The sequence below is a fragment of the Streptococcus sp. DTU_2020_1000888_1_SI_GRL_NUU_041A genome, assembly GCF_032387735.1.
Classification (GTDB): domain Bacteria; phylum Bacillota; class Bacilli; order Lactobacillales; family Streptococcaceae; genus Streptococcus; species Streptococcus sanguinis.
The window spans coordinates 1698469-1724468 of sequence record NZ_CP135591.1 but is presented as its reverse complement, the minus strand read 5'-3'; the positions used below and the strand labels follow the sequence as shown (position 1 = coordinate 1724468).

27 protein-coding genes are annotated in these 26000 nt (G+C 42.2%); 17 read left to right on the top strand and 10 right to left on the bottom strand.

Going from position 1 to position 26000, the window contains the following annotated elements; all coding sequences use genetic code 11:
• Positions 1 to 5: 5 nt before the first annotated feature.
• The 6 genes from RSK81_RS08485 (at position 6) to RSK81_RS08460 (ending at position 3785) form a co-directional block, all read left to right on the top strand.
• Positions 6 to 440, top strand: a complete 435-nt coding sequence (locus RSK81_RS08485) for a hypothetical protein (RefSeq protein ID WP_002923980.1) — start codon at positions 6 to 8, stop codon at positions 438 to 440.
• Positions 441 to 487: 47 nt separating this feature from the next.
• The gene (locus RSK81_RS08480; RefSeq protein ID WP_315686514.1) at positions 488 to 979 is read left to right on the top strand and encodes an NUDIX hydrolase; all 492 of its coding nucleotides are present in this window, start codon (positions 488 to 490) and stop codon (positions 977 to 979) included.
• Positions 980 to 1117: 138 nt separating this feature from the next.
• Entirely contained in the window at positions 1118 to 2053 is a 936-nt protein-coding gene (hprK, locus tag RSK81_RS08475; RefSeq protein ID WP_002894971.1) for an HPr(Ser) kinase/phosphatase, read from the top strand.
• Positions 2046 to 2831: a prolipoprotein diacylglyceryl transferase gene (gene lgt, locus RSK81_RS08470; protein WP_002894973.1), complete on the top strand. Its 786-nt coding sequence runs from the start codon at positions 2046 to 2048 to the stop codon at positions 2829 to 2831. The genes hprK and lgt overlap by 8 nt, the downstream gene beginning before the upstream one ends.
• A gap of 57 nt (positions 2832 to 2888) precedes the next feature.
• Positions 2889 to 3287, top strand: coding sequence for a DUF948 domain-containing protein (locus RSK81_RS08465; RefSeq protein WP_223310650.1), 399 nt, complete (start codon positions 2889 to 2891; stop codon positions 3285 to 3287).
• A gap of 15 nt (positions 3288 to 3302) precedes the next feature.
• Positions 3303 to 3785 carry a YtxH domain-containing protein gene (locus RSK81_RS08460; RefSeq protein WP_247908415.1) on the top strand — a complete coding sequence of 161 codons (483 nt, stop codon included), beginning with the start codon at positions 3303 to 3305 and terminating at the stop codon, positions 3783 to 3785.
• A gap of 127 nt (positions 3786 to 3912) precedes the next feature.
• Here RSK81_RS08460 and RSK81_RS08455 read toward each other — a convergent pair whose 3' ends face one another.
• Positions 3913 to 4215: a DUF3270 family protein gene (locus RSK81_RS08455; RefSeq protein ID WP_002894977.1), complete on the bottom strand. Its 303-nt coding sequence runs from the start codon at positions 4213 to 4215 to the stop codon at positions 3913 to 3915.
• 130 nt (positions 4216 to 4345) lie between these two features.
• Here RSK81_RS08455 and RSK81_RS08450 point away from each other — a divergent pair, with 130 nt between their 5' ends.
• The 3 genes from RSK81_RS08450 (at position 4346) to RSK81_RS08440 (ending at position 7186) form a co-directional block, all read left to right on the top strand.
• Complete coding sequence (locus tag RSK81_RS08450; RefSeq protein ID WP_247908417.1) at positions 4346 to 5275, top strand: peptidase U32 family protein; 930 nt, start codon at positions 4346 to 4348, stop codon at positions 5273 to 5275.
• A gap of 228 nt (positions 5276 to 5503) precedes the next feature.
• Positions 5504 to 6790: a peptidase U32 family protein gene (locus RSK81_RS08445; protein ID WP_023916489.1), complete on the top strand. Its 1287-nt coding sequence runs from the start codon at positions 5504 to 5506 to the stop codon at positions 6788 to 6790.
• Positions 6791 to 6862: 72 nt separating this feature from the next.
• Positions 6863 to 7186, top strand: coding sequence for a CHY zinc finger protein (locus RSK81_RS08440; RefSeq protein ID WP_023916487.1), 324 nt, complete (start codon positions 6863 to 6865; stop codon positions 7184 to 7186).
• A gap of 26 nt (positions 7187 to 7212) precedes the next feature.
• On the opposite strand, the gene RSK81_RS08435 is transcribed toward RSK81_RS08440, so the two are convergent.
• Entirely contained in the window at positions 7213 to 7569 is a 357-nt protein-coding gene (locus RSK81_RS08435) for a hypothetical protein (RefSeq protein WP_002899965.1), read from the bottom strand.
• Between the two features lie 90 nt (positions 7570 to 7659).
• Between RSK81_RS08435 and RSK81_RS08430 the strand changes: the two genes are divergently transcribed.
• Positions 7660 to 7872: a YdbC family protein gene (locus RSK81_RS08430; protein ID WP_223310647.1), complete on the top strand. Its 213-nt coding sequence runs from the start codon at positions 7660 to 7662 to the stop codon at positions 7870 to 7872.
• A gap of 24 nt (positions 7873 to 7896) precedes the next feature.
• Here RSK81_RS08430 and RSK81_RS08425 read toward each other — a convergent pair whose 3' ends face one another.
• Positions 7897 to 8442 (bottom strand): biotin transporter BioY, encoded by a 546-nt coding sequence (locus tag RSK81_RS08425; RefSeq protein WP_049547906.1) that lies wholly within the window; start codon positions 8440 to 8442, stop codon positions 7897 to 7899.
• 471 nt (positions 8443 to 8913) lie between these two features.
• Here RSK81_RS08425 and RSK81_RS08420 point away from each other — a divergent pair, with 471 nt between their 5' ends.
• A complete protein-coding gene (locus RSK81_RS08420) occupies positions 8914 to 9645 on the top strand; it encodes a cyclase family protein (RefSeq protein ID WP_061592581.1) in 732 nt (243 codons plus the stop codon).
• Positions 9646 to 9997: 352 nt separating this feature from the next.
• On the opposite strand, the gene gorA is transcribed toward RSK81_RS08420, so the two are convergent.
• Positions 9998 to 11347, bottom strand: coding sequence for a glutathione-disulfide reductase (gorA, locus tag RSK81_RS08415; protein ID WP_023916481.1), 1350 nt, complete (start codon positions 11345 to 11347; stop codon positions 9998 to 10000).
• A 209-nt stretch (positions 11348 to 11556) separates the two neighbouring features.
• On the opposite strand from gorA, the gene RSK81_RS08410 reads away from it, so the two are divergent.
• From RSK81_RS08410 to RSK81_RS08400, 3 genes are read left to right on the top strand one after another with little or no spacing between them, the layout of a single operon-like run.
• Positions 11557 to 12720: an efflux RND transporter periplasmic adaptor subunit gene (locus tag RSK81_RS08410; RefSeq protein WP_004186168.1), complete on the top strand. Its 1164-nt coding sequence runs from the start codon at positions 11557 to 11559 to the stop codon at positions 12718 to 12720.
• Positions 12704 to 13402 carry an ABC transporter ATP-binding protein gene (locus tag RSK81_RS08405; protein ID WP_002912879.1) on the top strand — a complete coding sequence of 233 codons (699 nt, stop codon included), beginning with the start codon at positions 12704 to 12706 and terminating at the stop codon, positions 13400 to 13402. The genes RSK81_RS08410 and RSK81_RS08405 overlap by 17 nt, the downstream gene beginning before the upstream one ends.
• Positions 13402 to 14670, top strand: coding sequence for an ABC transporter permease (locus RSK81_RS08400; RefSeq protein ID WP_002912877.1), 1269 nt, complete (start codon positions 13402 to 13404; stop codon positions 14668 to 14670). Before RSK81_RS08405 ends, RSK81_RS08400 begins: the two co-directional genes overlap by 1 nt.
• A 98-nt stretch (positions 14671 to 14768) precedes the next feature.
• Here RSK81_RS08400 and lysS read toward each other — a convergent pair whose 3' ends face one another.
• The 6 genes from lysS to RSK81_RS08370 form a co-directional block, all read right to left on the bottom strand.
• A complete protein-coding gene (lysS, locus tag RSK81_RS08395) occupies positions 14769 to 16259 on the bottom strand; it encodes a lysine--tRNA ligase (protein WP_002894992.1) in 1491 nt (496 codons plus the stop codon).
• A 100-nt stretch (positions 16260 to 16359) separates the two neighbouring features.
• Positions 16360 to 16995 (bottom strand): histidine phosphatase family protein, encoded by a 636-nt coding sequence (locus tag RSK81_RS08390; RefSeq protein ID WP_002903131.1) that lies wholly within the window; start codon positions 16993 to 16995, stop codon positions 16360 to 16362.
• Between the two features lie 62 nt (positions 16996 to 17057).
• Complete coding sequence (locus tag RSK81_RS08385; protein ID WP_032909570.1) at positions 17058 to 17525, bottom strand: aminoacyl-tRNA deacylase; 468 nt, start codon at positions 17523 to 17525, stop codon at positions 17058 to 17060.
• 9 nt (positions 17526 to 17534) lie between these two features.
• On the bottom strand, positions 17535 to 18383 hold the full coding sequence (locus RSK81_RS08380; protein ID WP_032909567.1) for a DUF368 domain-containing protein: 849 nt from the start codon (positions 18381 to 18383) through the stop codon (positions 17535 to 17537).
• 142 nt (positions 18384 to 18525) lie between these two features.
• Entirely contained in the window at positions 18526 to 19383 is an 858-nt protein-coding gene (locus RSK81_RS08375) for a glycoside hydrolase family 25 protein (RefSeq protein ID WP_002899978.1), read from the bottom strand.
• 209 nt (positions 19384 to 19592) lie between these two features.
• Positions 19593 to 20069: a glutathione peroxidase gene (locus RSK81_RS08370; RefSeq protein ID WP_002899979.1), complete on the bottom strand. Its 477-nt coding sequence runs from the start codon at positions 20067 to 20069 to the stop codon at positions 19593 to 19595.
• A gap of 154 nt (positions 20070 to 20223) precedes the next feature.
• On the opposite strand from RSK81_RS08370, the gene ftsW reads away from it, so the two are divergent.
• The 3 genes from ftsW to tuf all read left to right on the top strand — a co-directional run bounded on the left by ftsW (position 20224) and on the right by tuf (position 25800).
• Complete coding sequence (gene ftsW, locus RSK81_RS08365) at positions 20224 to 21456, top strand: cell division peptidoglycan polymerase FtsW (protein ID WP_002899980.1); 1233 nt, start codon at positions 20224 to 20226, stop codon at positions 21454 to 21456.
• Between the two features lie 46 nt (positions 21457 to 21502).
• The gene (gene ppc, locus RSK81_RS08360) at positions 21503 to 24349 is read left to right on the top strand and encodes a phosphoenolpyruvate carboxylase (RefSeq protein WP_315686505.1); all 2847 of its coding nucleotides are present in this window, start codon (positions 21503 to 21505) and stop codon (positions 24347 to 24349) included.
• A 254-nt stretch (positions 24350 to 24603) separates the two neighbouring features.
• Complete coding sequence (gene tuf, locus RSK81_RS08355) at positions 24604 to 25800, top strand: elongation factor Tu (RefSeq protein WP_002912857.1); 1197 nt, start codon at positions 24604 to 24606, stop codon at positions 25798 to 25800.
• The last annotated feature ends 200 nt before the right edge of the window (positions 25801 to 26000 follow it).

The window sequence follows — 26000 nt, the reverse complement described above, 5'->3', positions numbered from 1 at the left end:
GTATTATGAAACAATTCTCTTTACCGGTGTATTTGTGGAAATTTTTCCTGTACTTGATTATTAGTTTAATTCTACATATAGTTCTTATTTTTGCTGCTGGCATGGTAGTAGGAGGATATGCTGGCTTGTTTGTTTTCTTTATAGGTATTCTAGCTTTTCCGTTTGGCCTGTGGAATTTATTCTTTTTCTTGAAAGTATTATCCCCGGAGCAAAGCTCAAAGCTTTTAGTAAGACTTGTATCTATCTTATTTCTGCCAGTTCTAACTCTCATAATTTATGGTTTTGTTGGAGGTTTCCAAATAATTATAAACTCCCTTCCTAACAGCCTATTTTATATTTTTGGTATGCTAGTTTCAAATACAATCGTATACTCTATAGCTCATTCAGTCAATCTTTCTAACTATAAAAAGCGATCTATTTCTCAAACTGAAATAGACTGAATCTGGAAAATTTAACGAAATCCCAAGCATTTATCCAAGGAGGAAATATGACAGAAGTTTGGAATGCCTATGACTTAAATCGAAATCAACTCCCTCATCTCCTGGTTCGAGGAGAAAAAATTCCTGAAGGACAGTTTCATCTATGTGTTAATGTCTTGGTTCGCCATCAGGATGGTGATATTCTCTTTATGCGGCGGTCAGCCAATAAAAGTCTCTATCCTGGCTACTATGAGTTCGGAGCGGGAGGCAGTGTGCTGGCTGGAGAGGATAGCCAGACAGCCGCCTTACGTGAATTAAAAGAGGAAACTGGTCTGGTTCCTGACAGCATCAGACTTTTGGATCAGGTGTGCTCTGTCAAAGATCAGTGCCATTTCGACTATTTTGAAGTGGTCGTGTCTGGCCATAAGAGTCAAGTCCGCTATCAGGAAGGCGAAACAGATGCCCATGTCTGGTTGCCTCTGAAAGAGGTCCCAGATTTTGTAGAAAACCATCCTTGTTTTAATAGCCAAAAGAAGATTCTTAACAGCCTGCTTGACTAAGACCATGGCTGTTTTTCTATTTTTACTAAAAAGTTGATTTAAATCAAAATATTTTTTCGACCTAAAATCAATCTTAAAGATTCTTTTGAGGTAAAAATTTGCTATAATAGAAGCAGACAAATTTGAAGGGAGAAGACAATGTCAGTAAAGGTCAAAGACCTCTTAAAAATGTCTCGTCTGTCTCAGGAGTACGGAGATAAAGTTTTACTGGAGAAAGAAATTAAAACTTCAGATATTTCTCGGCCTGGACTTGAAATGACTGGATATTTTGATTTTTATACACCCGAGCGGATACAGCTGATTGGGATGAAAGAGTGGTCTTATCTGATGAAGATGAGCTCTCATAATCGCCATCAAGTACTGCTGAAAATGTTCCAGCCTGAGACGCCGGTGGTTATCATTGCTCGAAATTTAGAGATTCCTAAAGAAATGATTGATGCGGCTGATGAGAAGCAGGTTGCTATTCTTAGAAGCAAAGCCTCTACTAGCCGCTTGTCTGGAGAAATTTCCAGTTATCTTGATTCTCGGCTGGCTGAGAGGACCAGTGTTCATGGGGTTCTGATGGATATCTATGGCATGGGGGTTCTCATCCAAGGGGACAGTGGAATTGGTAAAAGTGAGACAGGACTTGAATTGGTTAAGCGTGGCCATCGTTTGGTTGCGGACGATCGAGTGGATATCTATGCTAAGGATGAAGTGACCCTTTGGGGAGAGCCGGCTGAAATCTTGCGACATCTATTAGAAATTCGTGGTGTTGGTATCATTGATGTCATGAGCTTATACGGAGCCAGTGCAGTCAAAGATTCTTCTCAAGTTCAGATAGCTGTCTATTTGGAGAATTACGATACTCAAAAAACTTTTGACCGTCTAGGCAATGATACAGAGGAGCTGGAGGTTGCCGGTGTTAGAATTCCACGTATTCGGATTCCTGTAAAGACTGGTCGCAATATCTCAGTCGTGATTGAGGCTGCAGCGATGAACTATCGAGCTAAGCAAATGGGCTATGATGCTACTAAGATCTTTGAAGAGCGCCTCACCGATTTAATTAGCCGGAATGAGGTGAAACATGATTGATCCAGTAGCTATCCAACTTGGTCCTATCAGTATTCGCTGGTATGCCATCTGTATTGTCACAGGCTTAGTATTAGCCGTTTATCTTGCCATGAAAGAGGCTCCGCGTCGGAAGATTATTCCTGATGATATTTTGGATTTTATCCTAGTAGCTTTTCCTGTAGCCATCGTTGGTGCCCGACTTTATTACGTGGCTTTTGAATGGGATTATTACGGTAAGAATCTGATAAAAATCATTGATTTTTGGAATGGCGGAATAGCAGGTATTGCCATTTACGGTGGGCTGATAGCTGGTGCTATCGTTCTCTACTTTTTCTGTCGGAGAAGGTTGATTCATCCAGTTGATTTTCTAGATATTGCAGCACCAAGTGTGATGATTGCCCAGAGTATTGGTCGCTGGGGAAATTTTGCCAACCATGAGGCCTATGGTGCGGCAGTTAAGAGTTTGGACTATCTGCCTAGCTTTATTCGGGAAAATATGTATATCGAGGGTAGCTATAGACAGCCAACCTTCCTCTATGAATCTGTATGGAATCTGATTGGTTTTATCTTGATTATTGTTCTCCGCCGTCGGCCTAAGTTGCTGAGACAGGGAGAAATCGCCGCCTTCTATCTAATTTGGTATGGATTTGGTCGGATGATCATTGAGGGTATGCGGACAGACAGTCTCATGTTTGCTGGTCTGCGTGTTTCCCAATGGCTATCTCTGATTCTTATTTTTGTCGGAATCGGCATCATTATTTACCAAAGAAAAAAGAAAGCCCCTTATTATCAAGAATAAGAAACGCTTAGTGCCGTTGACTCTTGTAAGAGATGTCTGCGATGAAAGGAGAGAAATATGATAATTGAAATTGCTTATTCTTTACTGGCGGTTGCCCTTATTATCTTCGTGATTTACTTGACGATTACTGTCAAAAATCTGGGCGAGAAAGCTGGTAAGATGCTAGATGAAACAGAAAATACCATCAAGGTCTTGACTTCTGATGTCAACGTGACCCTTCACCAAACCAATGATTTGCTGGCCAAGGTCAATGTCTTAACTGATGACATCAATCAAAAAGTCGCAACCATTGATCCTTTGTTTACAGCTGTAGCAGACCTGTCTGAGTCTGTTTCAGATTTAAACGTTCAGGCGCGCACGCTGAGTAAAAAAGCTGTGTCTGTTGGCAAGGGATCTGTCAAGACAACAGCTGGTTTATCTGCTTTGCGTTTTGCTTCAAAATTGTTTAAAAAATAAGAAAGAAGGTCTATTATGGGAAAATTTTCATCACTGTTGTTGGGCGCCGTTACAGGTGCAGCTGCTGCCTATTTTCTGACCAGTAAGAAAGGAAAGGAAACGACAGATAAGGTTCGGGACTTTGTTAAGGAATACCAAGAAAATCCTGATGATATTCACGAAGCTGTCGTTCAGTCTGCTAAAGACTTTTCAAATCAAGCTGTCAGCGCAATTCAACAAACCAAAGAAAAGGTTGAGAAAGGCGAGATTACAACTGAAACAGTCATCGAATCGGTCAAAGAAACGACCAAGTCAGTAGTGGACTACTCGCAAGATAAGTTTAACGAAATCAAGGAAAAATTTGATAAAGAAGAAAGCAGCTATGCAGAGGAAGAGCCTGTGATCTTCGAAGAGGAAGAAGAGGAACCTTCAGAAGAAATCATCATTGACTTCGGAGCAGAAGCGACAGAAGGACAAAAAGAAAAGGCAGCCGAAACAGACAGTCAAGAAGAAAAATAAAACAAAGAAGACTAGAAATTTTGCTAGTCTTCTTTGTTTGCAAGAACGAAAAAAGAACCGAGGATATAAGGCATCTTCGGTTTCTTCTTATATTTTTATTTTAAAATCGTAGAATCACAGGGTTGGTTTATTTGCTAGTTTGGCGTTTCTTTGCGAACAGGCGATAAGATTGAATGCTAATCAGGCTGGAAGCAATGGCCAAAGTGAAGGACATAAATGTATTCATTTTCAAGCTCAAAAATACAAAACTAAACAAAACTGTCAAGACACAGAAAACAGCAATATTTAAGAAGAAAAAGAGTTCGCTTAATCTTGGTGATGTTTCTGCTTCAGGTAGGTATTCTTGATAGAGCGGTGTTTGTTCAGATTCAATTTCTTGATAGTAGTAGTCAGTTGGGTCATCATATTGTTGGTATTTTCTTACGTGCATAATTCTCTCTCCTTACAGTACCCTCTAATTCTACCATTTTTTTGCAGTTTTAAATATTACAAAAGGATTACAAAACGAATAAATTCGAATGAAAAACCACTCCTTTATATTTTTTTGCTATAATGGTTTTATGAAAAAGATAATTATTACAGCAACAGCTGAAAGTATAGAACAAGTTGAGGAACTATTAGAGGCAAATGTCGATCGAATTTATGTCGGTGAGAAAAATTATGGCCTTCGTTTGCCTCATAATTTTAGCTTAGACGAATTAACTCGAATTTCTGACTTAGTTCACCAAGCAGGAAAAGAGTTGACCGTTGCAGTGAATGCGCTCATGCATCAGGAAATGATGGATAATATCAAGCCCTACCTTGATTTCTTGCAGGAGATTGGGGCAGATTATATTACGGTTGGAGATGCTGGTGTTTTCTATATGCTACAGCGAGATGGCTATAAATTAAAGACTATTTACGATGCCTCGACCATGGTTACCAGCAGCCGTCAGATTAACTTTTGGGCAAAGAACGCTGGAGTTTCAGAAGCTGTCTTGGCGCGTGAGATTCCTTCTGCAGAGCTTTTTAAGATGCCAGAGATTCTGGAAATTCCTGCTGAAGTCTTGGTTTACGGAGCTAGTGTCATCCATCACTCCAAGCGTCCTCTTTTGCAGAATTACTATAATTTTACTCATATCGATGATGAGAAGACGAGAGAACGGGACCTCTTTCTGGCGGAACCAAGCGATCCACAGAGCCATTACTCGATTTTTGAGGACAATCATGGTACTCATATTTTTGCCAATAATGACTTGGATTTGATGACCAAGCTGATAGAGTTGGTTGACCATGGCTTCTGCAACTGGAAGTTGGAAGGTCTCTACACACCTGGTCACAACTTTGTCGAGATTGCTAAGATTTTTGTAGAGGCGAGAGATTTGATTGAAGCAGGCAAGTTTAGCTCAGATCAAGCCTTTGTTCTGGATGAGGCGATTCATAAACTACATCCGAAAAATCGTTTTCTTGATACAGGATTTTATGACTATGACCCCGATATGGTAAAATGAACATTGAAACTAGAGCTCCTTTTAGGAGTTCTTTTTTGTGAACAAAAATGAGAATTATAAAACATGAGTAAAAAATAAATGCTTCAAACTATTTTTTTGAATTAATTCGAATAATCTAAAAATTAGAATTGTGAAAATAATTCAAAGAACCTTGCTTTTAGGGGTAAATTACTATAAAATAATAAGGATTAGACATCAACACTTTTATATTGCAAATAGGAGAAAATGATGGCAAGAAAGTTAAAACGACCAGAGGTATTGTCACCTGCTGGTACTTTGGAAAAGCTAAAAGTAGCTGTTCGATATGGAGCAGATGCTGTTTTTATTGGCGGACAAGCCTATGGTCTGCGCAGCCGGGCTGGGAACTTTACCTTTGAACAGATGGAAGAAGGGGTTCAGTTTGCGGCTAGTTATGGTGCTAAGGTCTATGTCGCGGCCAATATGGTCATGCACGAGGGCAATGAAGAGGGAGCTGGTGAGTGGTTCCGCCGTTTGCGGGACATTGGGATTGCGGCTGTCATTGTTTCAGATCCAGCTTTGATTGCTATCGCAGCATCAGAAGCACCTGGTCTAGAAATCCACCTATCGACTCAGGCTAGTGCGACCAACTATGAAACGCTGGAGTTTTGGAAAAATTTAGGACTGACTCGCGTTGTTCTAGCTCGCGAAGTTTCTATGGCTGAACTGGCAGAAATTCGCCGACGGACTGATGTTGAAATAGAAGCCTTTGTTCATGGAGCAATGTGTATTTCCTACTCTGGACGCTGTACATTATCCAACCACATGAGTATGCGCGATGCCAATCGTGGTGGCTGCTCACAATCCTGCCGTTGGAAATACGACCTTTACGACATGCCTTTCGGACAAGAACGTAAGAGCTTGAAGGGTGAAGTTCCAGAAGAATTTTCCATGTCCGCAGTTGATATGTCCATGATTGACCGCATACCTGACATGATTGAAAATGGAGTGGATAGCTTGAAGATTGAGGGACGGATGAAGTCTATTCATTACGTTTCTACGGTGACTAACTGCTATAAAGCAGCTGTAAATGCTTATCTAGAAAGTCCTGAAAAGTTTGAAGCTATCAAGCAGGACTTGGTTGATGAGATGTGGAAGGTTGCTCAACGCGAATTGGCCACAGGATTTTACTATCATACTCCAACAGAGAATGAGCAGCTGTTCGGAGCGCGACGCAAGATTCCGGAATACAAATTTGTAGCAGAAGTAGTAGCCTATGACGCAGAAAGTCAGACAGCGACTATCCGTCAGCGAAATGTTATCCATGAAGGAGATCAGGTTGAGTTTTATGGACCGGGCTTCCGTCATTTTGAAACCTTTGTCACAGATCTTCGTGATGCTGATGGTAACAAAATAGATCGGGCTCCTAATCCGATGGAGCTTCTGACCATTCACTTGGAGCAGCCTGTAGAGGCTGGCGATATGGTGCGGGCTCGTAAGGAAGGCTTGATTAATCTATACAAGGAAGATGGCACTAGCGTGACCGTCCGAGCTTAATCTTATATTCATAGGTGGCTTTTTAATCTAAAAGCCATCTTTATGAATAGAGGTTATCAGAGAGGAAGTAGCATGATTCAGGTTTACGGAGATATTCTTGATGAGGAGACTCGCTGCCAGCATTATCATAGTGAGAGAGATATCATCGCTCTTAAGTGCTTTGCTTGTCAGAAATACTATCCTTGCTTTCTCTGTCATGACCGCTACGAAGACCATGCTTTTCTGGCCTATCCTGTGAGTCGCTCAGAAGATCGAGTAGTTCTTTGTGGCCATTGCAGGACAGAGTTGACTATTTCTCAGTATCTTGGCTGTGAGGATGCTTGTCCTATCTGTTCTCATCCTTTTAATCCAGGATGCAAGAAGCATCGATCAATTTATTTTCAGACAAACAAATAACTCTTCCATCCAGCTGGATAGAAGAGTTATCTTTTGAAACGACGATTGGTGATGCGAATGTCCTTCTTTTGGGCTTCACGGATATTATTGGGTACGAGGCTGATTCGCTTGATGTCCTGCACGCGAATAATAGTGGTCATACTTTTCTTGAAATTTTTGATAATCAGTTGCAGGCGCTCGCGATCGTATTTAACAATATCGCCAGTGAAGCTTTTATCCAGAAAGATAACGTGGACACCAGATTGTTTACGCAGAGCTAGCTCGATGGTACGCAGAATGCGGCCGCTGTCCTCTGGTCCTTGTTCATTCTTTTTGCCACTGATAAATTCGTTGGCTCTTTGTAAAATCATTTCGAGATATTTTTTCATAGCTAAAATCTCCATAACTTGTTACAATATATTATATAACAAAATTCCCTAAATTGTAAATTCTTTTACGAATTATTAGTTGGAAAATAAAACAAGAGGTGAAATATGGCAGAATTTACATTCAAAATCGAAGAAAAACTTCTGGTCCTGTCTGAAAATGACAAGGGCTGGACCAAGGAGCTTAATCGCGTTAGCTTTAATGGGGCACCAGCTAAGTATGATATTCGGACTTGGAGTCCAGACCACAGCAAAATGGGCAAGGGAATTACACTTTCTAATGAAGAATTCCAAGTTCTCGTGGATGCATTTAAAAACTGATAGAGAAAGCTCTATCAGTTTTTTCTATTTCTCTGAAAAGTAGGGATGAAATTTCAGACTCTTAAAAATAGGAATGCTGATGATGGTGATGACAACCATTTTTAGCAAGTCTGGCAGGATAAAAGGAGTAAGGCCAACCGCGACTGACTTAGAGAAATCAAATCCTCCTAAGAAATGGAGGCCTAGGATACCACCGACAAAGACGAGAGCATCACCCAATACATTGGCTATAAAAACCATATAGAAAGGACTGTCCTTATGGGTCAGACTGGATGTCACAAAGGCAAAGAGTAAGTAGAACCAGAGATAGCCGGCGCTAGGGCCAAAGAGAGCCTGGAAACCACCGCTTCCTCCAGCAAAGACTGGTAGGCCAATAGCTCCCAGCAGCAGATAAATAAAGACCGACAGAACCGCTTCGCGTGGTTTAAAAATCGTTGCAATCAAACCGACAGCAAAAGTCTGCAGCGTGATGGGAACGGGACCAATGGAAATAGTTAATTGGGATAGGACAGCTAGGAAGGCAGCTCCGATAGCTGGGAGGGCAAGAAGAAAAGCTTTGTTCTTGTTCATAAATAGTAAACCTCTTTTTGATTTTATGGTAACTATTTTAAAAGCTAAATAAAAAAAAGTCAAGTCCTTCTTAATCGGACGAGACAATTATACAGACAGATTCTTATTTTCGTTTCTTGCTTCTGATGAGCAAGATGATGAAGGCGATAAGACCAAAAATATTAAAGAAAAGGATGCCCAAGGCTGCAAGAAGCTTTTTCGTTTTACTCATCTGTTTCCCTCGTTTCTGGATTGCTTTGTACTATCATATCAAAATTTTCAATGTTTGAATAGGCTTCATTAGAAAAATTAGCTATAGCTTCAAACTATATTCTTATCAATAAAAAAGGATTATCTAAAAGTGCTATAAAGAATTGCAGCAGCACACTTTGATTGATATAATAATGCAAAAGTAAATAAGAGTTTTTGCTAGAGGTGTGGGTGCGTAATCAACATCTTCCCAAAGCAAGACTGACTAGATTGGAGAAGGCTATGACAGATTTATTAAAAATTTATCAGGAACTACAGGAGAAAAAATGGGTCAACTTATCCCATCGGATCAAGGAAGATAGTCCGCATTTTCCAGCTCTGCCTGCCTTGGAGAAGAAGGATATTTTCACTTTGAAAGACGGTTTTCATGTTCAGCAGTTTTCTGTAGTTGGCCAGTACGGGACTCATATTGATGCTCCGATTCACTTTGTGGAGGGTGGTCGCTGGTTGGAAGAGATTGAACTAAAAGATCTTTTCCTGCCTTTGGTAGTTATTGATAAGTCTAAGGAAGTAGCAGAGAATCCAGACTTTATTCTGGGCAAGCAGGATATTTTAGATTTTGAAGCGGAGCACGGTCAGATTGAGCCAGGAACGTTTGTTGCTTTTCGCTCAGACTGGTCCAAGCGTTGGCCAAGTCAATCTGCTATGCGCAATCTGGATGACCAGGAGATTCAGCATACTCCTGGGTGGGGACGGGATGCTCTAGAGTTCCTTATCCATGAGCGTGGTGTCAAGGCGGTAGGTCACGAAACTTTTGATACAGATGCGGGTATTCCTACAGCGGAGCATGGGCTGCTCAATGAATACTATCTTTTGGGGCAGGACATTTATCAGCTAGAAGTTATGACCAATCTGGATCAGCTGCCGGCTAAGGGTGCTCTCATCTCAATTAGCTTTCCCAACTGGCATCAAGCCAGCGGTTCACCAGTTAGGGCTGTAGCTATTTTACCATAAAGAAAAAGGAGTCTGAGATTTCATTTCAGGCTCCTTGTCGCATATAATAACTAATAAAAAGATTGCTTTTTATAATCTTTGGAATTTCTTGATGGATATTTGTTAATTACCTTTTTAAATAGTGATGTAGTAGTCTATGGTCTGAAAAAAATCTGAATTTCTTCCATTAGACTGATATTTGAAAGGAATGTCAAATGAAGCTGAAATAGCTTTAATTACAATCTTACAAAAATGTAAGATTCGTCTGTAAAATGAAAGATTAGGTTATGGAACGGTCATCATCTTTATTATAAAATGGTAGCAGAAATCAAAAAGAGGCTGGAATACCAAACCTCTTCTGATTTTGAATTTTTTATCGCATGGTCACGAATTCTTCGGAGCCAGTCGGGTGAATAGCAACTGTAGCATCAAAGTCAGCCTTGGTAGCGCCCATCTTGATAGCAACAGCGAAACCTTGAATCATCTCGTCTACTCCGTAGCCAATACCGTGCAGGCCAACGACCTTTTCATCCTCACCGGCAGTGATAAGCTTGAACTTGGCCTGTTGGCGGTGCTGGGTGACAGCTGAATACATGGATGTGAAGCTAGATGTGTAAACATGGATATTTTCAGCTCCGTAAGTCTTGATAGCCTCTACCTCAGTCAGGCCAACTGTCCCAATAGCGGGATGGGAGAAGACGACAGTTGGAATAGTCGAGTAGTCCATCTTAGCATTTGTTTTGCCATTGAAAAGACGCTCAGACAGGGTCCGTCCAGCCTTGATAGCAACAGGAGTTAATTCTTTTTCACCTGTTACATCGCCTAGAGCATAGATGCCAGGAACCACAGTGTTTTGATACTCATCTACAGCGATGAAGCCACGTTCATTGAGAGTGACGCCAGCTGCTTCCAGATTGAGGCCTTGAACATTTGGCTTACGTCCGATGGCCCAGATAACATGCTGGGCTGTGTGACTGCTGCCATCTTCAAAGTAGAGCTTGAGCTGACCATCAGGAAGTTTTTCCAGCTTTTGTGGAATCTTATGGGTATGAAGCTGGAGTCCAGAGTTTTCCATTTCTTGGAGAAGTCCGTCAATCAGATAGCTGTCAAAGTTGCGTAGTGGCCGATCCTTACGGACAAAAAGGTCAGTTTTAACTCCCAGAGCATGGAGCACGCCAGCTAGTTCAACAGCTATATAGCCTGCTCCGACAATGGCCACAGATTCAGGTAATTCTTCCCAAGCAAAGACATCGTCGGAATTCTCTCCGTAGCCTGCGCCAGGGATCTTGGGGATAGCTGCATGAGCACCCGTCGCGATGACAATATGCTTGGCGCGAATAAGCTCACCGTTGACTTGGACAGTGTTTGCATCCACAAAACGGGCACGGCCTTCGATCAGCTCAACCCCATTCCGCTTGAAGCTACCGTCATAGGACGAACGTGCTCGGTCAATATAAGCTTCGCGATTTTTCCGAAGGGTAGCAAAATCAAAAGCTTGATTATCAGAGGTAAATCCGTAGTCCGGTCCATAATGCTGGATAGCTTCAGCGATTTGAGCACCGTACCACATAATCTTCTTTGGGACACAGCCGACATTGACACAGGTGCCGCCCAGTTTCTTTTCTTCAATAACGGCAACCTTGGCACCATATTCGCCGGCCCGATTCATGGTAGCAATTCCCCCGCTGCCACCGCCAATAGCAATCATATCAAATTCTTTCATCTTGTTAGAATCTCCTTCTATTATATGAGGTAATTGTACCTTTTTTAGCAGGTGAATGCAAAAATCTGCTACGGATTTTAGTGGAGTGACTATCTGAGATAAAATAGCAACCATTTGTGAAAAACTGTAAATTTTTTTAGAAGAATTATGATAGCCTTGTGATATAATATAACAAAAGAAAATCGTTTTCATCAAGAGGAGGAAAAGAGATGAAAAAGTTAAAGAAATGGCAATTATTTAGTATTATTGGAGCTACGATTGCAGTTGTTGCAGGAGCAATTCTCTTCATGTTTCTAAATGGAGGGAATCCTTCTGAGACACCTGTCGATACGACTCCCTTAGTTCAAAAGGCCAAGGAAGGCTCAGTAGCTTCTTCAGTCTTGCTGACAGGAAATGTCACAGCCAGCAACGAGCAGTACATCTACTATGACAGCACCAAGGGTGACTTGGAAAATGTACTGGTCAATGTCGGTGACCAGGTGACTGCCGGTCAAGCTTTGGTAACTTATAAAAGCGCAGAGGCTCAGGCTGCTTATGATGCGGCTGCTCGGGCGGTTAGCAAAGCCGATCGTCAATTGCATGACTTGCAAACCAATGGTGTGACTGTAAATACGACTGGCGATGAAGAAGCAGATGGGGCGTCTGAAGCTCAGGCACAGCGTTCTGTGGAGTCTCAGGCAGCTGACCTGCGCGATGCTCGGGCTGATGCAGTAGATAATATGAACAAAGCGCAAGCTACTCTCAATGCCTTAACAGTAACCAGCACAGCAGATGGTACGGTCGTAGAAGTCAACCGCGATGTTTCAAAATCAACAACTGGTGCCACTCAAACCTTGGTTCATATCGTCAGCAATGGAAATCTGCAGATAAAGGGTGAATTATCCGAATACAATCTGGCTAACTTGTCTGTCGGCCAAGAAGTGACCATTACATCAAAAGTTTACCCAGACAAGAAATGGACTGGTAAAATTAGCTACATTTCCAACTATCCAAAAGACGGTCAGCAGGCAGCAGCTCAACCATCTGGAACAGGTGGCAGCGGAACAGCTTCAGGTTCTAAATATCCATTTACGATTGACATTACCAGTGAGATTGGTGAGCTCAAACAAGGCTTCTCTGTCAATATTGAAGTTAAAAACAATACTCAGGGACTCATTGTGCCAGTTAGCAGTGTGGTAATGGACGGAGACAAGAACTATGTTTGGGTCCTGGAAAAAGGAGTTGCCAAGAAGACAGAAGTGACGCTCGGAAATGCTGATGCTGAAAATCAAGAAATCTCATCTGGTTTGACAAAGGATAGTAAAGTTATCATCAATCCGACGGATAGCTTGAAAGACGGTCAAGAGGTGAAATCTTATGAAGAAGCTAATTGAGTTAAAAAATATTAATAAAAGCTATCGCAATGGAGACCAGGAACTGCAGGTATTAAAAGACATCAGTCTGGAGGTTGAAGAGGGCGAGTTTGTTGCTATCATGGGACCGTCTGGATCTGGTAAGTCTACTCTGATGAATATCATTGGGATGCTGGATCGTCCGACCACTGGTGAATATCATCTGGGAAGCGAAGAAGTAGCTAAGCTAGGTGATAAGAAGCTGGCCAAGGTTCGAAATAAGCAAATCGGCTTTGTCTTTCAGCAGTTCTTTCTCCTATCTAAGCTCAATGCCTTGCAAAATGTGGAACTGCCCTTAATCTATGCAGGTGTCGGTCTATCTAAACGTAAGTCCTTGGCCGAGCAGTTTCTGACCAAGGTGGAGCTGGACACGCGGATGCATCACCTGCCTTCAGAGCTTTCCGGAGGACAGAAGCAGCGGGTAGCCATTGCGCGTGCTTTGGTCAATAATCCCTCTTTGATTCTGGCTGACGAACCAACAGGAGCCTTGGATACTAAGACTGGTGAGCAGATTATGGAGCTCTTAACTGAGCTCAATCGAGAAGGGAAAACCATTATCATGGTGACCCACGAGCCTGAGATTGCTGCCTATGCCAAACGGCAGATTGTCATTCGTGACGGTATTATCTCATCTGATAGCGCTAAGGAAGGAGGGCTAGCCTAATGCAAAACTGGAAATTTGCCATTAGCTCCATTCTTGGACACAAAATGCGGTCTTTCCTGACCATGATTGGGATTATTATCGGAGTGGCTTCGGTTGTAGTTATCATGGCCTTAGGAGATTCCATTACCCGGCGGGTCAATGAGAGTTTTACCAAAAGTCAGAAAAACATGCGCCTTGTCTTTTCTCCTAAAAAGAGCAAGGACGGCTCCTACACACAAACGGCTGATCTCTATTCTGTAAATGTAGAAGATGAAAGCGAAGAAGTGGTGGAGCCACCCAAAGCCCAGGAAGCTTGGGTTAAGGAATTGACCCATATCAAGGGAGTGGATGGCTACTATGTGACCAACTCTGCTATGGAAACTTTTAGCTACGAAAATAAGCAGGCTGAGCGCGTCAACTTTGTCGGTGCAAACATGACCTATATTCAGGTGAAAAAATACAAAATCATTGCTGGTCGTGCTTTGAGGCAGCAAGACTATCAAGGTTTTGCCAGTGTTGTGTTGCTGGACGAAGATCTGGCTGCGACTCTCTTTTCTTCCGCTGAAGAAGCCATCAATAAGATTGTAACAGTAGGTGCTAGTAACTATCGGGTGATTGGGGTTTATAGAGATCCTGAAACTGCCGCTGCATCGGGCTCCATGCAGGTCTATGGTGGTAATGCCATTACGACCAATACTCTCATAGCCGCAAACTTTGGAGTAGATGAAATATCAGAGATTGTTCTTCGAGTGAATGATACAAGCTTAGTTCCAGAACTTGGCCCTAAGGTTGCCAAGAAATTAACAGAAATTGCTGGTCTCCAACAGGGCGAATATCAAGTGACAGATGATAGTGCCCTCTATCAGGAAGTGCAAAATATTTATGGTGCTATGACAGGAGTTATCGGTGCCATCGCCGGAATCTCTCTCTTTGTAGGTGGTATCGGTGTCATGAATATCATGCTGGTATCTGTCACTGAGCGGACCCGTGAAATCGGTCTGCGGAAAGCTCTGGGAGCAACACGTGGCAACATACTGATGCAATTTTTGATTGAGTCTATGATTTTGACACTGATTGGTGGGTTGATTGGACTGCTTCTAGCTGCGGGACTTGCGTCTGTACTAGGCTCGGCCATGAGTCAAATGCTGGAAGGAACTCCAGTGACGGTATCACTCACAGTCAGCATCGTTAGCCTTCTCTTCTCAGCGACTATCGGTGTTCTCTTCGGTATCCTGCCGGCCAACAAGGCCTCTAAACTAGATCCAATTGAAGCACTGAGGTATGAATAATACAACCAAAAGTCTGGGAAACCAGACTTTTTTGTGATGTAAAAATCCTGCTGGGATTCCAGCAGGATCTGTTTTCTTAAGATCGTATAAAATACAGATTATTTCATCGTTGGGAAGAGCAGAACATCGCGAATGGTAGTCACGTCTGTTAGTAACATAACCAGACGGTCGATACCGATTCCTAGGCCTCCAGTTGGTGGCATACCGTATTCCAGAGCTTCGACAAAGTCATAGTCAATGCCAGTTGCTTCGTCATCGCCCAGTTCTTTGGCTTTGGCCTGTGCTTCAAAACGAGATAATTGATCGATTGGATCGTTCAACTCGGTGAAGGCATTAGCATATTCTTTGGTCATGATGAAGAGCTCGAAACGGTCCGTGAAGCGTGGATCTTCTGGATTTTTCTTGGCCAGAGGTGACACTGCTACAGGGTGACCGTAGACAAAGGTTGGCTGAATCAAGGTTTCTTCCACAAATTCTTCAAAGAAAGCATTGATAACATGACCAACTTCGGTGAAGTGCTTTTCAAGCGGAACTTTCTTTTCCTGAGCCAAGGCAGCAGCTTCTTCAAAGCTCATATCTTGCCAGAAATCAACTCCAGTAATTTCCTTGATGGCATCAACCATGTGAACGCGTTTAAATGGTTCGTTGATCTTGATTTCAGTCCCTTGGTAGTTGACTGGTCCATCTCCATTAACAGAAACGGCTGCATGTTGGATAATACCTTCCGTCAAGTCCATGATATCTTGGAAATCTGCATAGGCTTGGTAAACCTCGATGGAAGTGAACTCTGGATTGTGAGTTGCGTCCATTCCTTCGTTACGGAAGATACGGCCAATCTCATAAACTCGCTCCATACCACCGACGATAAGACGTTTAAGATGAAGCTCAGTTGCAATCCGCAGTACCATATCAATGTTTTGGGCATTGTGGTGGGTGATAAATGGACGAGCAGCAGCACCGCCTGCTTCGTTATGTAGAACAGGAGTTTCAACTTCAAGGAAGCCTTGGCCATCCAAGTAACGGCGGATTTCTGAGATGATTTTTGAGCGAGTAACAAAGCGTTCAAAGCTTTCGCGGTTGGAAATCAAGTCCAAATAACGCTTGCGGTAGATGGTTTCAACATCTGTCAAGCCGTGGAATTTTTCAGGCAAGGGGCGCAGAGCCTTAGACAAATGAGTAAGGTGGGTTGCCTTAATAGAAAGCTCCCCCATATCCGTCCGCATAATCTCACCTTCGATACCGAGGAAATCCCCTAAGTCCGCCTTTTTGAAGATTTCATAATTTTCTTCACCAACAGCATCTTTACGCACATAAATCTGGATTTGGCCTTCACGGTCTTGGATGTGAGCAAAGCCAACCTTTCCTTTACCGCGCTTGGTCATCAGACGGCCAGCGATAATAGCTGTTTCATTGAGTTCGTTTAATTCTTCTTTATCTTTATCGTTGTATTTTTCTTTCAGTTGAGCAGAGTTAGCAGTTCGCTCAAAGCGTTTGCCAAAAGGGTCAATTCCCTGCTCAGCCAGCGCAGCCATTTTTTCACGGCGGATAATCTGCTGGTCGTTTAATTCCTCGATATGTTCAGTAGTCATGTTTTTCCTCCAAAAGTTTTCCTACCTATTTTATCACAAAAGATAGGGAAATTCATCTATATTTGGCTATAAAGTAAGAAAAAAAGCTAGAAATCCAGCTTTAATTTTCTACCTTTTCAAGTAAGTAATCTTTATTATTCCAAGTGATCAGCTCAAAATTCTCAAAGTCTTCTGTTTCAAGGATGGTGATGCTGGCGTTGGTCAGGCCGCCATTCTTGCGCAGGAGAGGGGTATCATAGCCCAGCATGGTTCGAATACTGGCGGTTAAGTTAGCACCGTGCCCGACAATGAGGACTTGTTCATAGTCCTTGTCCTTTAAGGTCTTGATAAAGGAAATGGTCCGATGGGTCGTATGGTAGACCGACTCAGCGTCAAAAAACGTATGATTAAATTGCGAGAGATTATGGCGGAAGGCAGTCATCTGGTGCGGATAGATGGCTTCTATGGTAGAAATTTTTGCGCCTTCCAGTTTTCCCAACTGCCATTCTCGCAGTTCAGGTACTGATACGATTTCAGTCGGAAACTGTCTTTCTTCTTGGATAATCTCAGCAGAGCGAATGGCGCGTGGGAGATCGCTGCTGTAAATCTTGTCAAATTGTGTCTGAGCCAGATGTTTTCCTAGGGTATGCAGTTCTTCAACGGCGGTTGGCAGCAGTGGCGAATCACCGCTGGCTCCCTGAAAGCGGCCTTCCTGATTCCATTCCGTTCTTCCGTGTCGGACAAAGTATAATTTCATAGTGGTTGATTGTTTCTTTCTTGTTAGAGTTTATTGAGAATATTAGGTGCAGTGTTGAAGAATTATGAGCTAGAATTTTCCTTGAGGTCTGCAAAGTCAGCTTGAACAAAATCTGCTAAATCTTGAGCCTTGATTTCGATACTGCGGCCGACTTCGCCGGCAGAAACGATAATGCTATCTCGCTCTAGAGCTGACTGGTCGATATAGATTGGAAAGTTGTGCTTTTGACGGATACCGACAGGATTATTGGCTCCGTGGATATAGCCCGTTGTCTTTTCCAAGTCTTTCTGAGGAATCATACTGACCTTTTTATTACCAGAAATCTTGGCCATTTTCTTTTCGGATAGATGTTCTGTGATTGGCAGGATACCAATCAGTGTGCCAGTCTTGTCTCCTGTCAAGGCCAAGGTTTTATAAATCTGCGAACGGTCCAAGCCATCGGATGGCTGTTCTACTAGGGCATTTAACTGCAGGCCTTTATGTTCAATCTTAGCCTTGCTTAAAATTTGTTCGACCAGTGTTTTTTTGATTTTTTTTTTTTAGCCATTAGTATATCTCTCTTCTAATTGTGACATCCAGAGACCCAACCAGGTTCCCAGACCGAAGAAAAAAGCTGCAAGAACAAGTGTCAATATAGAAACTCCATGATAGCTGATGCTTTCACTGTTTCCTGCTTGAGGCACTACAATGAGAAGTGTACTGGATAGGACAATGCCAATGATAAAGTGATAGACACGAGAGTAGTAGTTTTTCAAAATATGATCCATGAGCTTAGAGAAGAGAATCAGTGCCAAAGCTCCTCCGATTCCGATTGGAAGAAAGGTGCTCAAGAGATCCAGTTTGCGAAAGCCATTTAGCATAGGGGCATAGAGTCCTAAAATTAAGAGAAGGTTGGACGGACTGAGTCCGGGAATTAAAATGCCCAGTGCAATCAAGGCTCCTGCTAAGATGAAAGAGAGAAAGTTGGCTGGCAAGGTGCCGACCATACCATTTAAGGAATAAAGAAAGATTCCTGAAAGAATGAGGCTGACCCAGAAAACGAGAATATCAGTCCGATCGCGCTCACTTTTAGCGACAGACTCTTTAATAAGACTGGGAACAGTCCCGATGATAGCTCCAGCAAATCCCCAAAGGACAATCACTTTGTAGTTATCCAGCAGCAGATTGACAGGATAGGAGAAAGCGGCAATTCCTAAAATCATTCCGATTCCAACTGGTATGAAATAGAGAACATTTTCGACGAAGTTTTCTTTTAAATGTGCTAAAAAATGAATCAGGCGCTCGTAAATACCTAAGATAGCTGCTAAAACACCGCCTGAAACTCCTGGCAAAATAAAGCCAAGTGCAATGACCATTCCTTTGAAAATTCTATTCAACCAAGAAATCATTGTATTTTCCTTTTCTAATTTCATTTATCAAATCATTATATCATAAAATATAGGCTTTATTAAGAGGAAACGGCTGGAAATTTCCTATTTTGTTACAATAAAAAACGACAGCAGTCTTTGAGACTTGAGCTGTCGTTCGGAGCTATTGGCTTTCTTTAGGAACTGTAAATAGCTTTTGATAGGTAGCTGTCTGATCTTTCAAGGTTGACAGCTGGTTCAAATCAAGATAATGGGAGAAACCAGTCAGCTGACCTTGTGATGTGTACTGATGCAAGTCGTAATCTTGCTCAGTATTTGGTGCGGCATTGTAGTAGCCGTCGTCATTACCATAAGTCGGAATCCAAATTGCTGTGAACTTGTCGGTAGAGATGCTATGCTCCTCCATAAAATAAGTTCCAATATAGATACCAATATTTTTAACACCAAGTGACTCTAGCTTGGCTCTGAAAGCTTCAACTCCCGCATTCATGTCAGACATGGTCTTTTCTTCGACATCTAGCCAATAATAGGTTGGATGGTACTTGGCAGAAGCCTTGTAGAAACTTTCAGCTTCTTTTTCCATTTCCTTTTTGCTATTGGCAGCTACATATGCATAGACAGCAACAGGGATGTTACGCTTTTGAAATTCTTTGATATGTTTTTCATAAGACTTGTCCAGACCATTCAGGTGGGTTGCTGCGTTTTCTTTTTTTGCTTGCGCTCCACTATGAACACGGACAATTACTCCTGAAACATTCTGTGCGAGTAAGTCGTAATTAATCTCACTTGGCAGCTGCCAGCCAGAAATGTCAATGATTGGTCTGGAAATAAACTCTTCATCCAAGGACGAATCGTCAGATGTTTCCTCTTTTTTTGAGGAACTTGGAGTTTGTTTAGTTTGTGAAATTTTTGCCTGTGCTTGCTTTTCCTGAGAGTCAGTAATTTGCTTGCTTATCAAAATAAAAGCGATAAAAGAAGCAAAGAAAATTAGGATTGCAAGCGGTTTAATCCTCTTCCTCATACTGGTTTATTTTAACTTAAAACAAATAAAAAAGCAAAAAATATCCCCAGAATTGCTAGAAAATGAATAAAATGTAATATAATTGAAATATTATAAAGCAAAAACAAGACATTTTGAAAGCTCAAAATGTCTTGTTTTTTTAAAAGAGCTTAGCTAAGCTGTGGACGGTGAGTTGCCGTTGGATAAATCATTTTGCTTTTTCTTACCTTTTATAATAGCTTTTGAATGAGCTCTTCAATCTTTTTGGGAGAAGTTTGCGGAGAGAAACGTTTGACAACTTTGCCATCTCGACTGACCAGAAGCTTTGTGAAGTTCCATTTGATTTTCTCGCCCAACAGACCTCCCTTTTCTTTTTTGAGCCAGTCAAAGAGAGGAGCAGTTTGAGGACCGTTGACATCAATCTTAGCAAATCGAGGAAAGCTCGTTCCGTAGTTAAGGTTGCAAAAGTTGTTGATTTCTGCAGCGTCTCCAGGTGCCTGCTGGCCAAACTGATTGCAGGGGAAATCTAGAATTTCAAATCCGTCTTTCTGATAGCGCTCGTAGAGTTCCTGCAGTTCTTGATACTGAGGAGTGAAGCCGCAGCCGGTCGCTGTATTGACAATCAGCAGAATCTTTTCTTTATAATCACTCATTTTTTGCAGACTTCCGTCTTGTTTTTGGATTTCGATATCATAAATGTTTGTCATGTTATCCTCCTCTATCTGACCTCTATCTTAACACTTTTTCATGCAAAAGATAGAAAGCAAGGCTATATTGTTCCAGTCTCTGCACTAATGCTTTTTTTTCAATCCAAAAGGTGGTATAATGAGAATTGAATTTTTAGAAGTTTGATGGTGAAATATGAAAATTGACAAGAAGCACTTGTTGAATTACTCCATCTTGATTCCCTATTTGATTTTATCTGTTTTGGGATTGATTGTGGTCTATTCAACGACGAGTCCTACCTCGATTCAGGCCGGAGGAAATGGTTTTGGCATGGTCTTGAATCAGGGGATTTTTTGGGTAATAAGTCTCTTTATAATTGCGCTCCTATATAGAATCCGCTTGGGTTTCCTGAAAAAAGGAGGCATCCTGACTATAGTTATCTTTGCTGAAATTATCCTCTTGCTCTTATCTCGTTTTATAACAGGGACTATTAATGGTGCCCATGGTTGGCTCAAGCTTGGAGCTTTCAGTATTCAGCCTGCGGAGTATTTGAAGATTATTTTGGTCTGGTATCTAGCTTTTCGCTTCACTAAGAGGCAGGAGGAGATAAAGGTCTATGATTATCAAGCTCTGACTCATAACCATTGGTTTCCTAAAGCCTTTAACGACTGGCGGACCATGGTGGCTATTCTGATTGGGATTGTAGCGATTATGCCAGACCTTGGAAATGCGACTATTCTATTTTTGACCGTCGTAATAATGATAGCTGTCAGCGGGATTGGCTATCGATGGTTTTCTACGATGCTTGGAGCCATTGTTAGTGTTTCCGGCTTGGTTCTGGCGAGCATTTGGTTGATTGGGGTTGAGCGCGTGGCCAAGATTCCAATCTTTGGGTATGTGGCCAAGCGTTTCAGCGCTTTCTTTAATCCCTTCAAGGATCTGTCTGGATCAGGCCACCAATTGGCTAATTCCTACTATGCTATGAGTAATGGCGGCTGGTTTGGTCTAGGCTTGGGTAACTCTATTGAGAAGCGCGGTTATCTGCCGGAAGCTCATACAGACTTTGTATTTTCTATCGTGATAGAGGAGTTTGGTTTCTTTGGTGCTAGTCTGATTCTGGCCCTACTCTTTTTCCTGATTCTGAGAATTATCTTGGTAGGGATTCGGGCCAAGAATCCATTTAACTCCATGATGGCTTTGGGAATTGGCGGTATGATACTCATGCAGACCTTCATCAATATCGGTGGAATCTCAGGTCTCATTCCTTCTACAGGAGTAACCTTCCCCTTCCTATCGCAAGGAGGGAACAGTCTTCTGGTCTTGTCAGTAGCCATCGCCTTGGTACTCAATATTGATGCCAACGAGCGCCGTGATGCCCTGTATGAGCAGATGGAAGCGGAGGCGCAAGACCAATCTGAGGAAGCTTAATCTCAGTTAGTGTGAACAGTTGTTGCAAAAATGAAAGGTGCTGATTATGTCATTTAACAAATTAGAAAGCTACAGCAATAAAGAAGTGATTCGAGAAGAAGTCGCTATTTTGACAGACTTGCTTGCCGATATTACTCGGAATCTTCTCAACCCTGAGACCTTTGAAAAAATCTCCCTCATGGAAGAGTTGGCTGTCAACTCCAAGTATCATGAGCTAAAAGCGATTGTAGAAGAACTGACGACGGATGAAATGGTTTATATTTCTCGTTATTTCTCTATTTTGCCGCTTTTGATTAATATCTCAGAAGATGTTGACTTAGCTTATGAAATCAACCATCAGAACAATATCAATCAAGATTATCTTGGGAAACTGTCAACAACTATTGACTTGATTTCAACGCGGGAAAATGCTCAGGAGATTCTGGAAAATCTGAATGTTGTGCCAGTACTGACAGCTCACCCGACCCAGGTCCAGCGCAAGACTATTCTGGACTTAACCAATCATATTCATAGTTTACTGCGTCAGCATCGTGATGTTAAGGCTGGCCTGGTAAATGAGAAGAAGTGGCTCGGAAATCTCCGCCGTTATATTGAGCTCATGATGCAGACAGATATGATCCGTGAGAAGAAGCTGAAAGTGACCAATGAGATTACCAATGTCATGGAGTACTACAACAGCTCTTTCCTACAAGCGATCACTAACTTTATGGTCGAATACAGACGCTTGGCGGAAGAGCGGGGCATCAAGCTGGATAATCCTAAGCCTATTACCATGGGAATGTGGATTGGTGGAGACCGAGATGGCAATCCTTTTGTAACCGCAGAAACCCTCAAACTATCAGCTACCCTCCAGAGTGAAGTCATCCTCAACTACTACATTGACAAGGTTTATACACTCTATCGCACCTTCTCGCTATCGACCAACCTCTCAGAAACTAGTCAGGCAGTAGCAGAAATGGCAGCTCTGTCTACAGACAAGTCTGTTTATCGGGAAAATGAGCCTTACCGCCGAGCTTTCCACTATATCCAGTCCAAGCTGATTCAAACCTTGCTTTACCTTAAAGAAGGCAAGTTTTCAAGTGACGATCAGCGATTGACTGACCGAGCTGAGGAAAAATTGTCTGCGAAGGCCAATCTTTCTGTCAGCAATAAAGGAAGAGGAATCATTCCTAACTATATCCAGTCTCGTATCAGCGAGACCCTGACAGAGCTGAAGAAAGAAGAGACACCTTCTTACAAAACAGCTCAGGAATTCAAGGAAGACTTGCAGGTCATTTATGATTCTCTTATCGAACATCATGGCGAAGCCTTGGTAAATGGGGACTTGACTGAACTTCTCCAAGCGGTTGATGTTTTTGGCTTTTTCTTGGCCAGCATTGATATGCGGCAGGATTCCAGCGTTCATGAGGCCTGTGTGGCTGAGCTCTTGGCTTCAGCTAATATTGTTCAAGATTATAGTAGTCTGTCTGAGGAAGAGAAGTGCCAAGTACTGCTCAAGCAGCTGCTTGAAGATCCTCGTATCCTGTCAGCTACTCACGAGCCTAAATCCGAACTCCTGCAAAAAGAACTGGAAATTTTCAAAACGGCCCGTCAGCTAAAAGATGCCATTGGTGAGGAAGTCATTAAGCAGAATATTATCTCTCACTCGACCAGTGTATCAGATCTACTTGAGTTGGCTATTATGCTTAAAGAAGTAGGACTGATTGATGAAAATGGGGCACGTGTCCAAATTGTTCCGCTCTTTGAAACCATTGAGGATTTGGACAATTCCTGCGATACCATGGAGAAATACCTGTCTCTGCCGATTGCGCAGAAGTGGATTGCTTCTAAGGATAATTATCAGGAAATCATGCTGGGCTATTCAGACAGTAATAAGGACGGTGGCTACCTGTCTTCTTGCTGGACTCTCTACAAAGCTCAGCAGCAGTTGACAGCTATCGGTGATCAATTTGGCGTAAAAATTACCTTCTTCCATGGCCGGGGAGGGACAGTGGGACGCGGTGGCGGCCCAACCTATGAAGCCATTACTTCTCAGCCACTCCGCAGTATCAATGACCGGATCCGTCTGACCGAGCAAGGGGAAGTCATTGGTAATAAATATGGAAACAAAGACGCAGCCTACTATAACTTGGAAATGCTGGTGTCTGCAGCCATTAACCGCATGGTAACTCATAAGAAGAGCGATAGTCATACGTCTGATAAATATGAGCGAATCATGGACCAAGTAGTTAATCGCAGTTATCAGATTTACCGTGATTTGGTCTTTGGCGACGAGCGTTTTTACGATTATTTCTTCGAATCCAGTCCGATCAAGGCTATCTCTAGCTTTAATATCGGTTCTCGTCCAGCAGCCCGTAAAACCATCACTGAAATCGGTGGTCTCAGAGCTATTCCATGGGTCTTCTCATGGTCTCAAAGTCGGGTTATGTTCCCAGGCTGGTATGGTGTCGGGTCTAGTTTTAAAGAATTCATTGATGAAGATCCAGAAAATAACTTAACCTTTCTGCAATTTATGTATAAGAGATGGCCATTCTTCAAGTCTCTCTTGTCAAATGTAGACATGGTTCTGTCTAAGTCAAATATGAATATCGCTTTTGAGTATGCGCAGCTTTGTGAAGATCAGAATGTGCGTGATATTTTCAATATTATCTTGGATGAGTGGCAGCTGACTAAGGATGTCATTCTAGAGATTGAAAGGCACGATGAGCTTCTGGCAGAAAACACCTATCTGAGAGATAGCTTGCACTATCGTATGCCTTACTTCAATGTTTTGAACTATATCCAGCTAGAACTGATCAAGCGTCAGCGAAATGGCCAGCTCACACCTGATCAAGAAAAGCTGATTCACATCACCATCAACGGTATTGCAACTGGTCTGCGAAACTCTGGCTAATATAAAGAAAAAATCGGAATTGTTCCGGTTTTTTCTATTTTTGCAACCAAAGGGCTTCTTAATTCGTTATACTTGTGACAATTCAACCGCTTTTCTTGGTATAAACCTTACTACAAATTAGACAAGGAATAATTCACAAAAAAATGCTAAAAGACTTGCATTTTCATTTAAATTTGATAAAATAGTAAGGAAAGTTAGACTGTATTGCCTACTGTCTATCTATAAAATATATTTTATTGGAGGCTTTTACTCAAATGGCAAAAGAAAAATACGATCGTAGTAAACCACACGTTAACATTGGTACCATTGGACACGTTGACCACGGTAAAACTACTTTGACTGCAGCTATCACAACTGTATTGGCACGTCGCTTGCCTTCAGCAGTTAACCAACCTAAAGACTATGCATCTATCGATGCTGCTCCAGAAGAACGCGAACGCGGAATCACTATCAACACTGCGCACGTTGAGTATGAAACTGCTAAGCGTCACTACGCTCACATCGACGCTCCAGGACACGCGGACTACGTTAAAAACATGATCACTGGTGCCGCTCAAATGGACGGAGCTATCCTTGTAGTAGCTTCAACTGACGGACCAATGCCACAAACTCGTGAGCACATCTTGCTTTCACGTCAGGTTGGTGTTAAGCACTTGATCGTCTTCATGAACAAAGTTGACTTGGTTGACGATGAAGAATTGCTTGAATTGGTTGAAATGGAAATCCGTGACCTCTTGTCAGAATATGACTTCCCAGGTGACGATCTTCCAGTTATCCAAGGTTCAGCTCTTAAAGCTCTTGAAGGTGACTCTAAATTTGAAGACATCATCATGGAATTGATGGACACTGTTGATGAGTACATCCCAGAACCAGAACGCGATACTGACAAGCCATTGCTTCTTCCTGTCGAAGATGTATTCTCAATCACTGGTCGTGGTACAGTTGCTTCAGGACGTATCGACCGTGGTATCGTTAAAGTCAATGATGAAATCGAAATCGTTGGTATCAAAGAAGAAATCCAAAAAGCAGTTGTTACTGGTGTTGAAATGTTCCGTAAACAGCTTGACGAAGGTCTTGCAGGGGACAACGTAGGTGTGCTTCTCCGTGGTATCCAACGTGATGAAATCGAACGTGGACAAGTTATTGCTAAACCAGGTTCAATCAACCCACACACTAAATTCAAGGGTGAAGTTTATATCCTTACTAAAGAAGAAGGCGGACGTCACACTCCATTCTTCAACAACTACCGTCCACAGTTCTACTTCCGTACAACTGACGTTACAGGTTCAATCGAACTTCCAGCAGGTACTGAAATGGTAATGCCTGGTGATAACGTAACAATCGACGTTGAGTTGATCCACCCAATCGCCGTTGAACAAGGTACTACTTTCTCTATCCGTGAAGGTGGACGTACCGTTGGTTCAGGTATGGTTACAGAAATCGAAGCTTAATTCGATTCCGTTCCCAGATAACAATTAAAGTCAGACACTAAACCCCGTGAAAACGGGGTTTTTTAGTATGTAGAATAATAAAAGGTAGTTGGTAATCTCCAGAATAGATAGCTTGATTTTGCAGAAGCATATTGAAGATGATTTAAGAGGCGGGAAGGCAAGAAGTGTATATAAGCTTGATAGAAGTTTTCCCCTTTTTA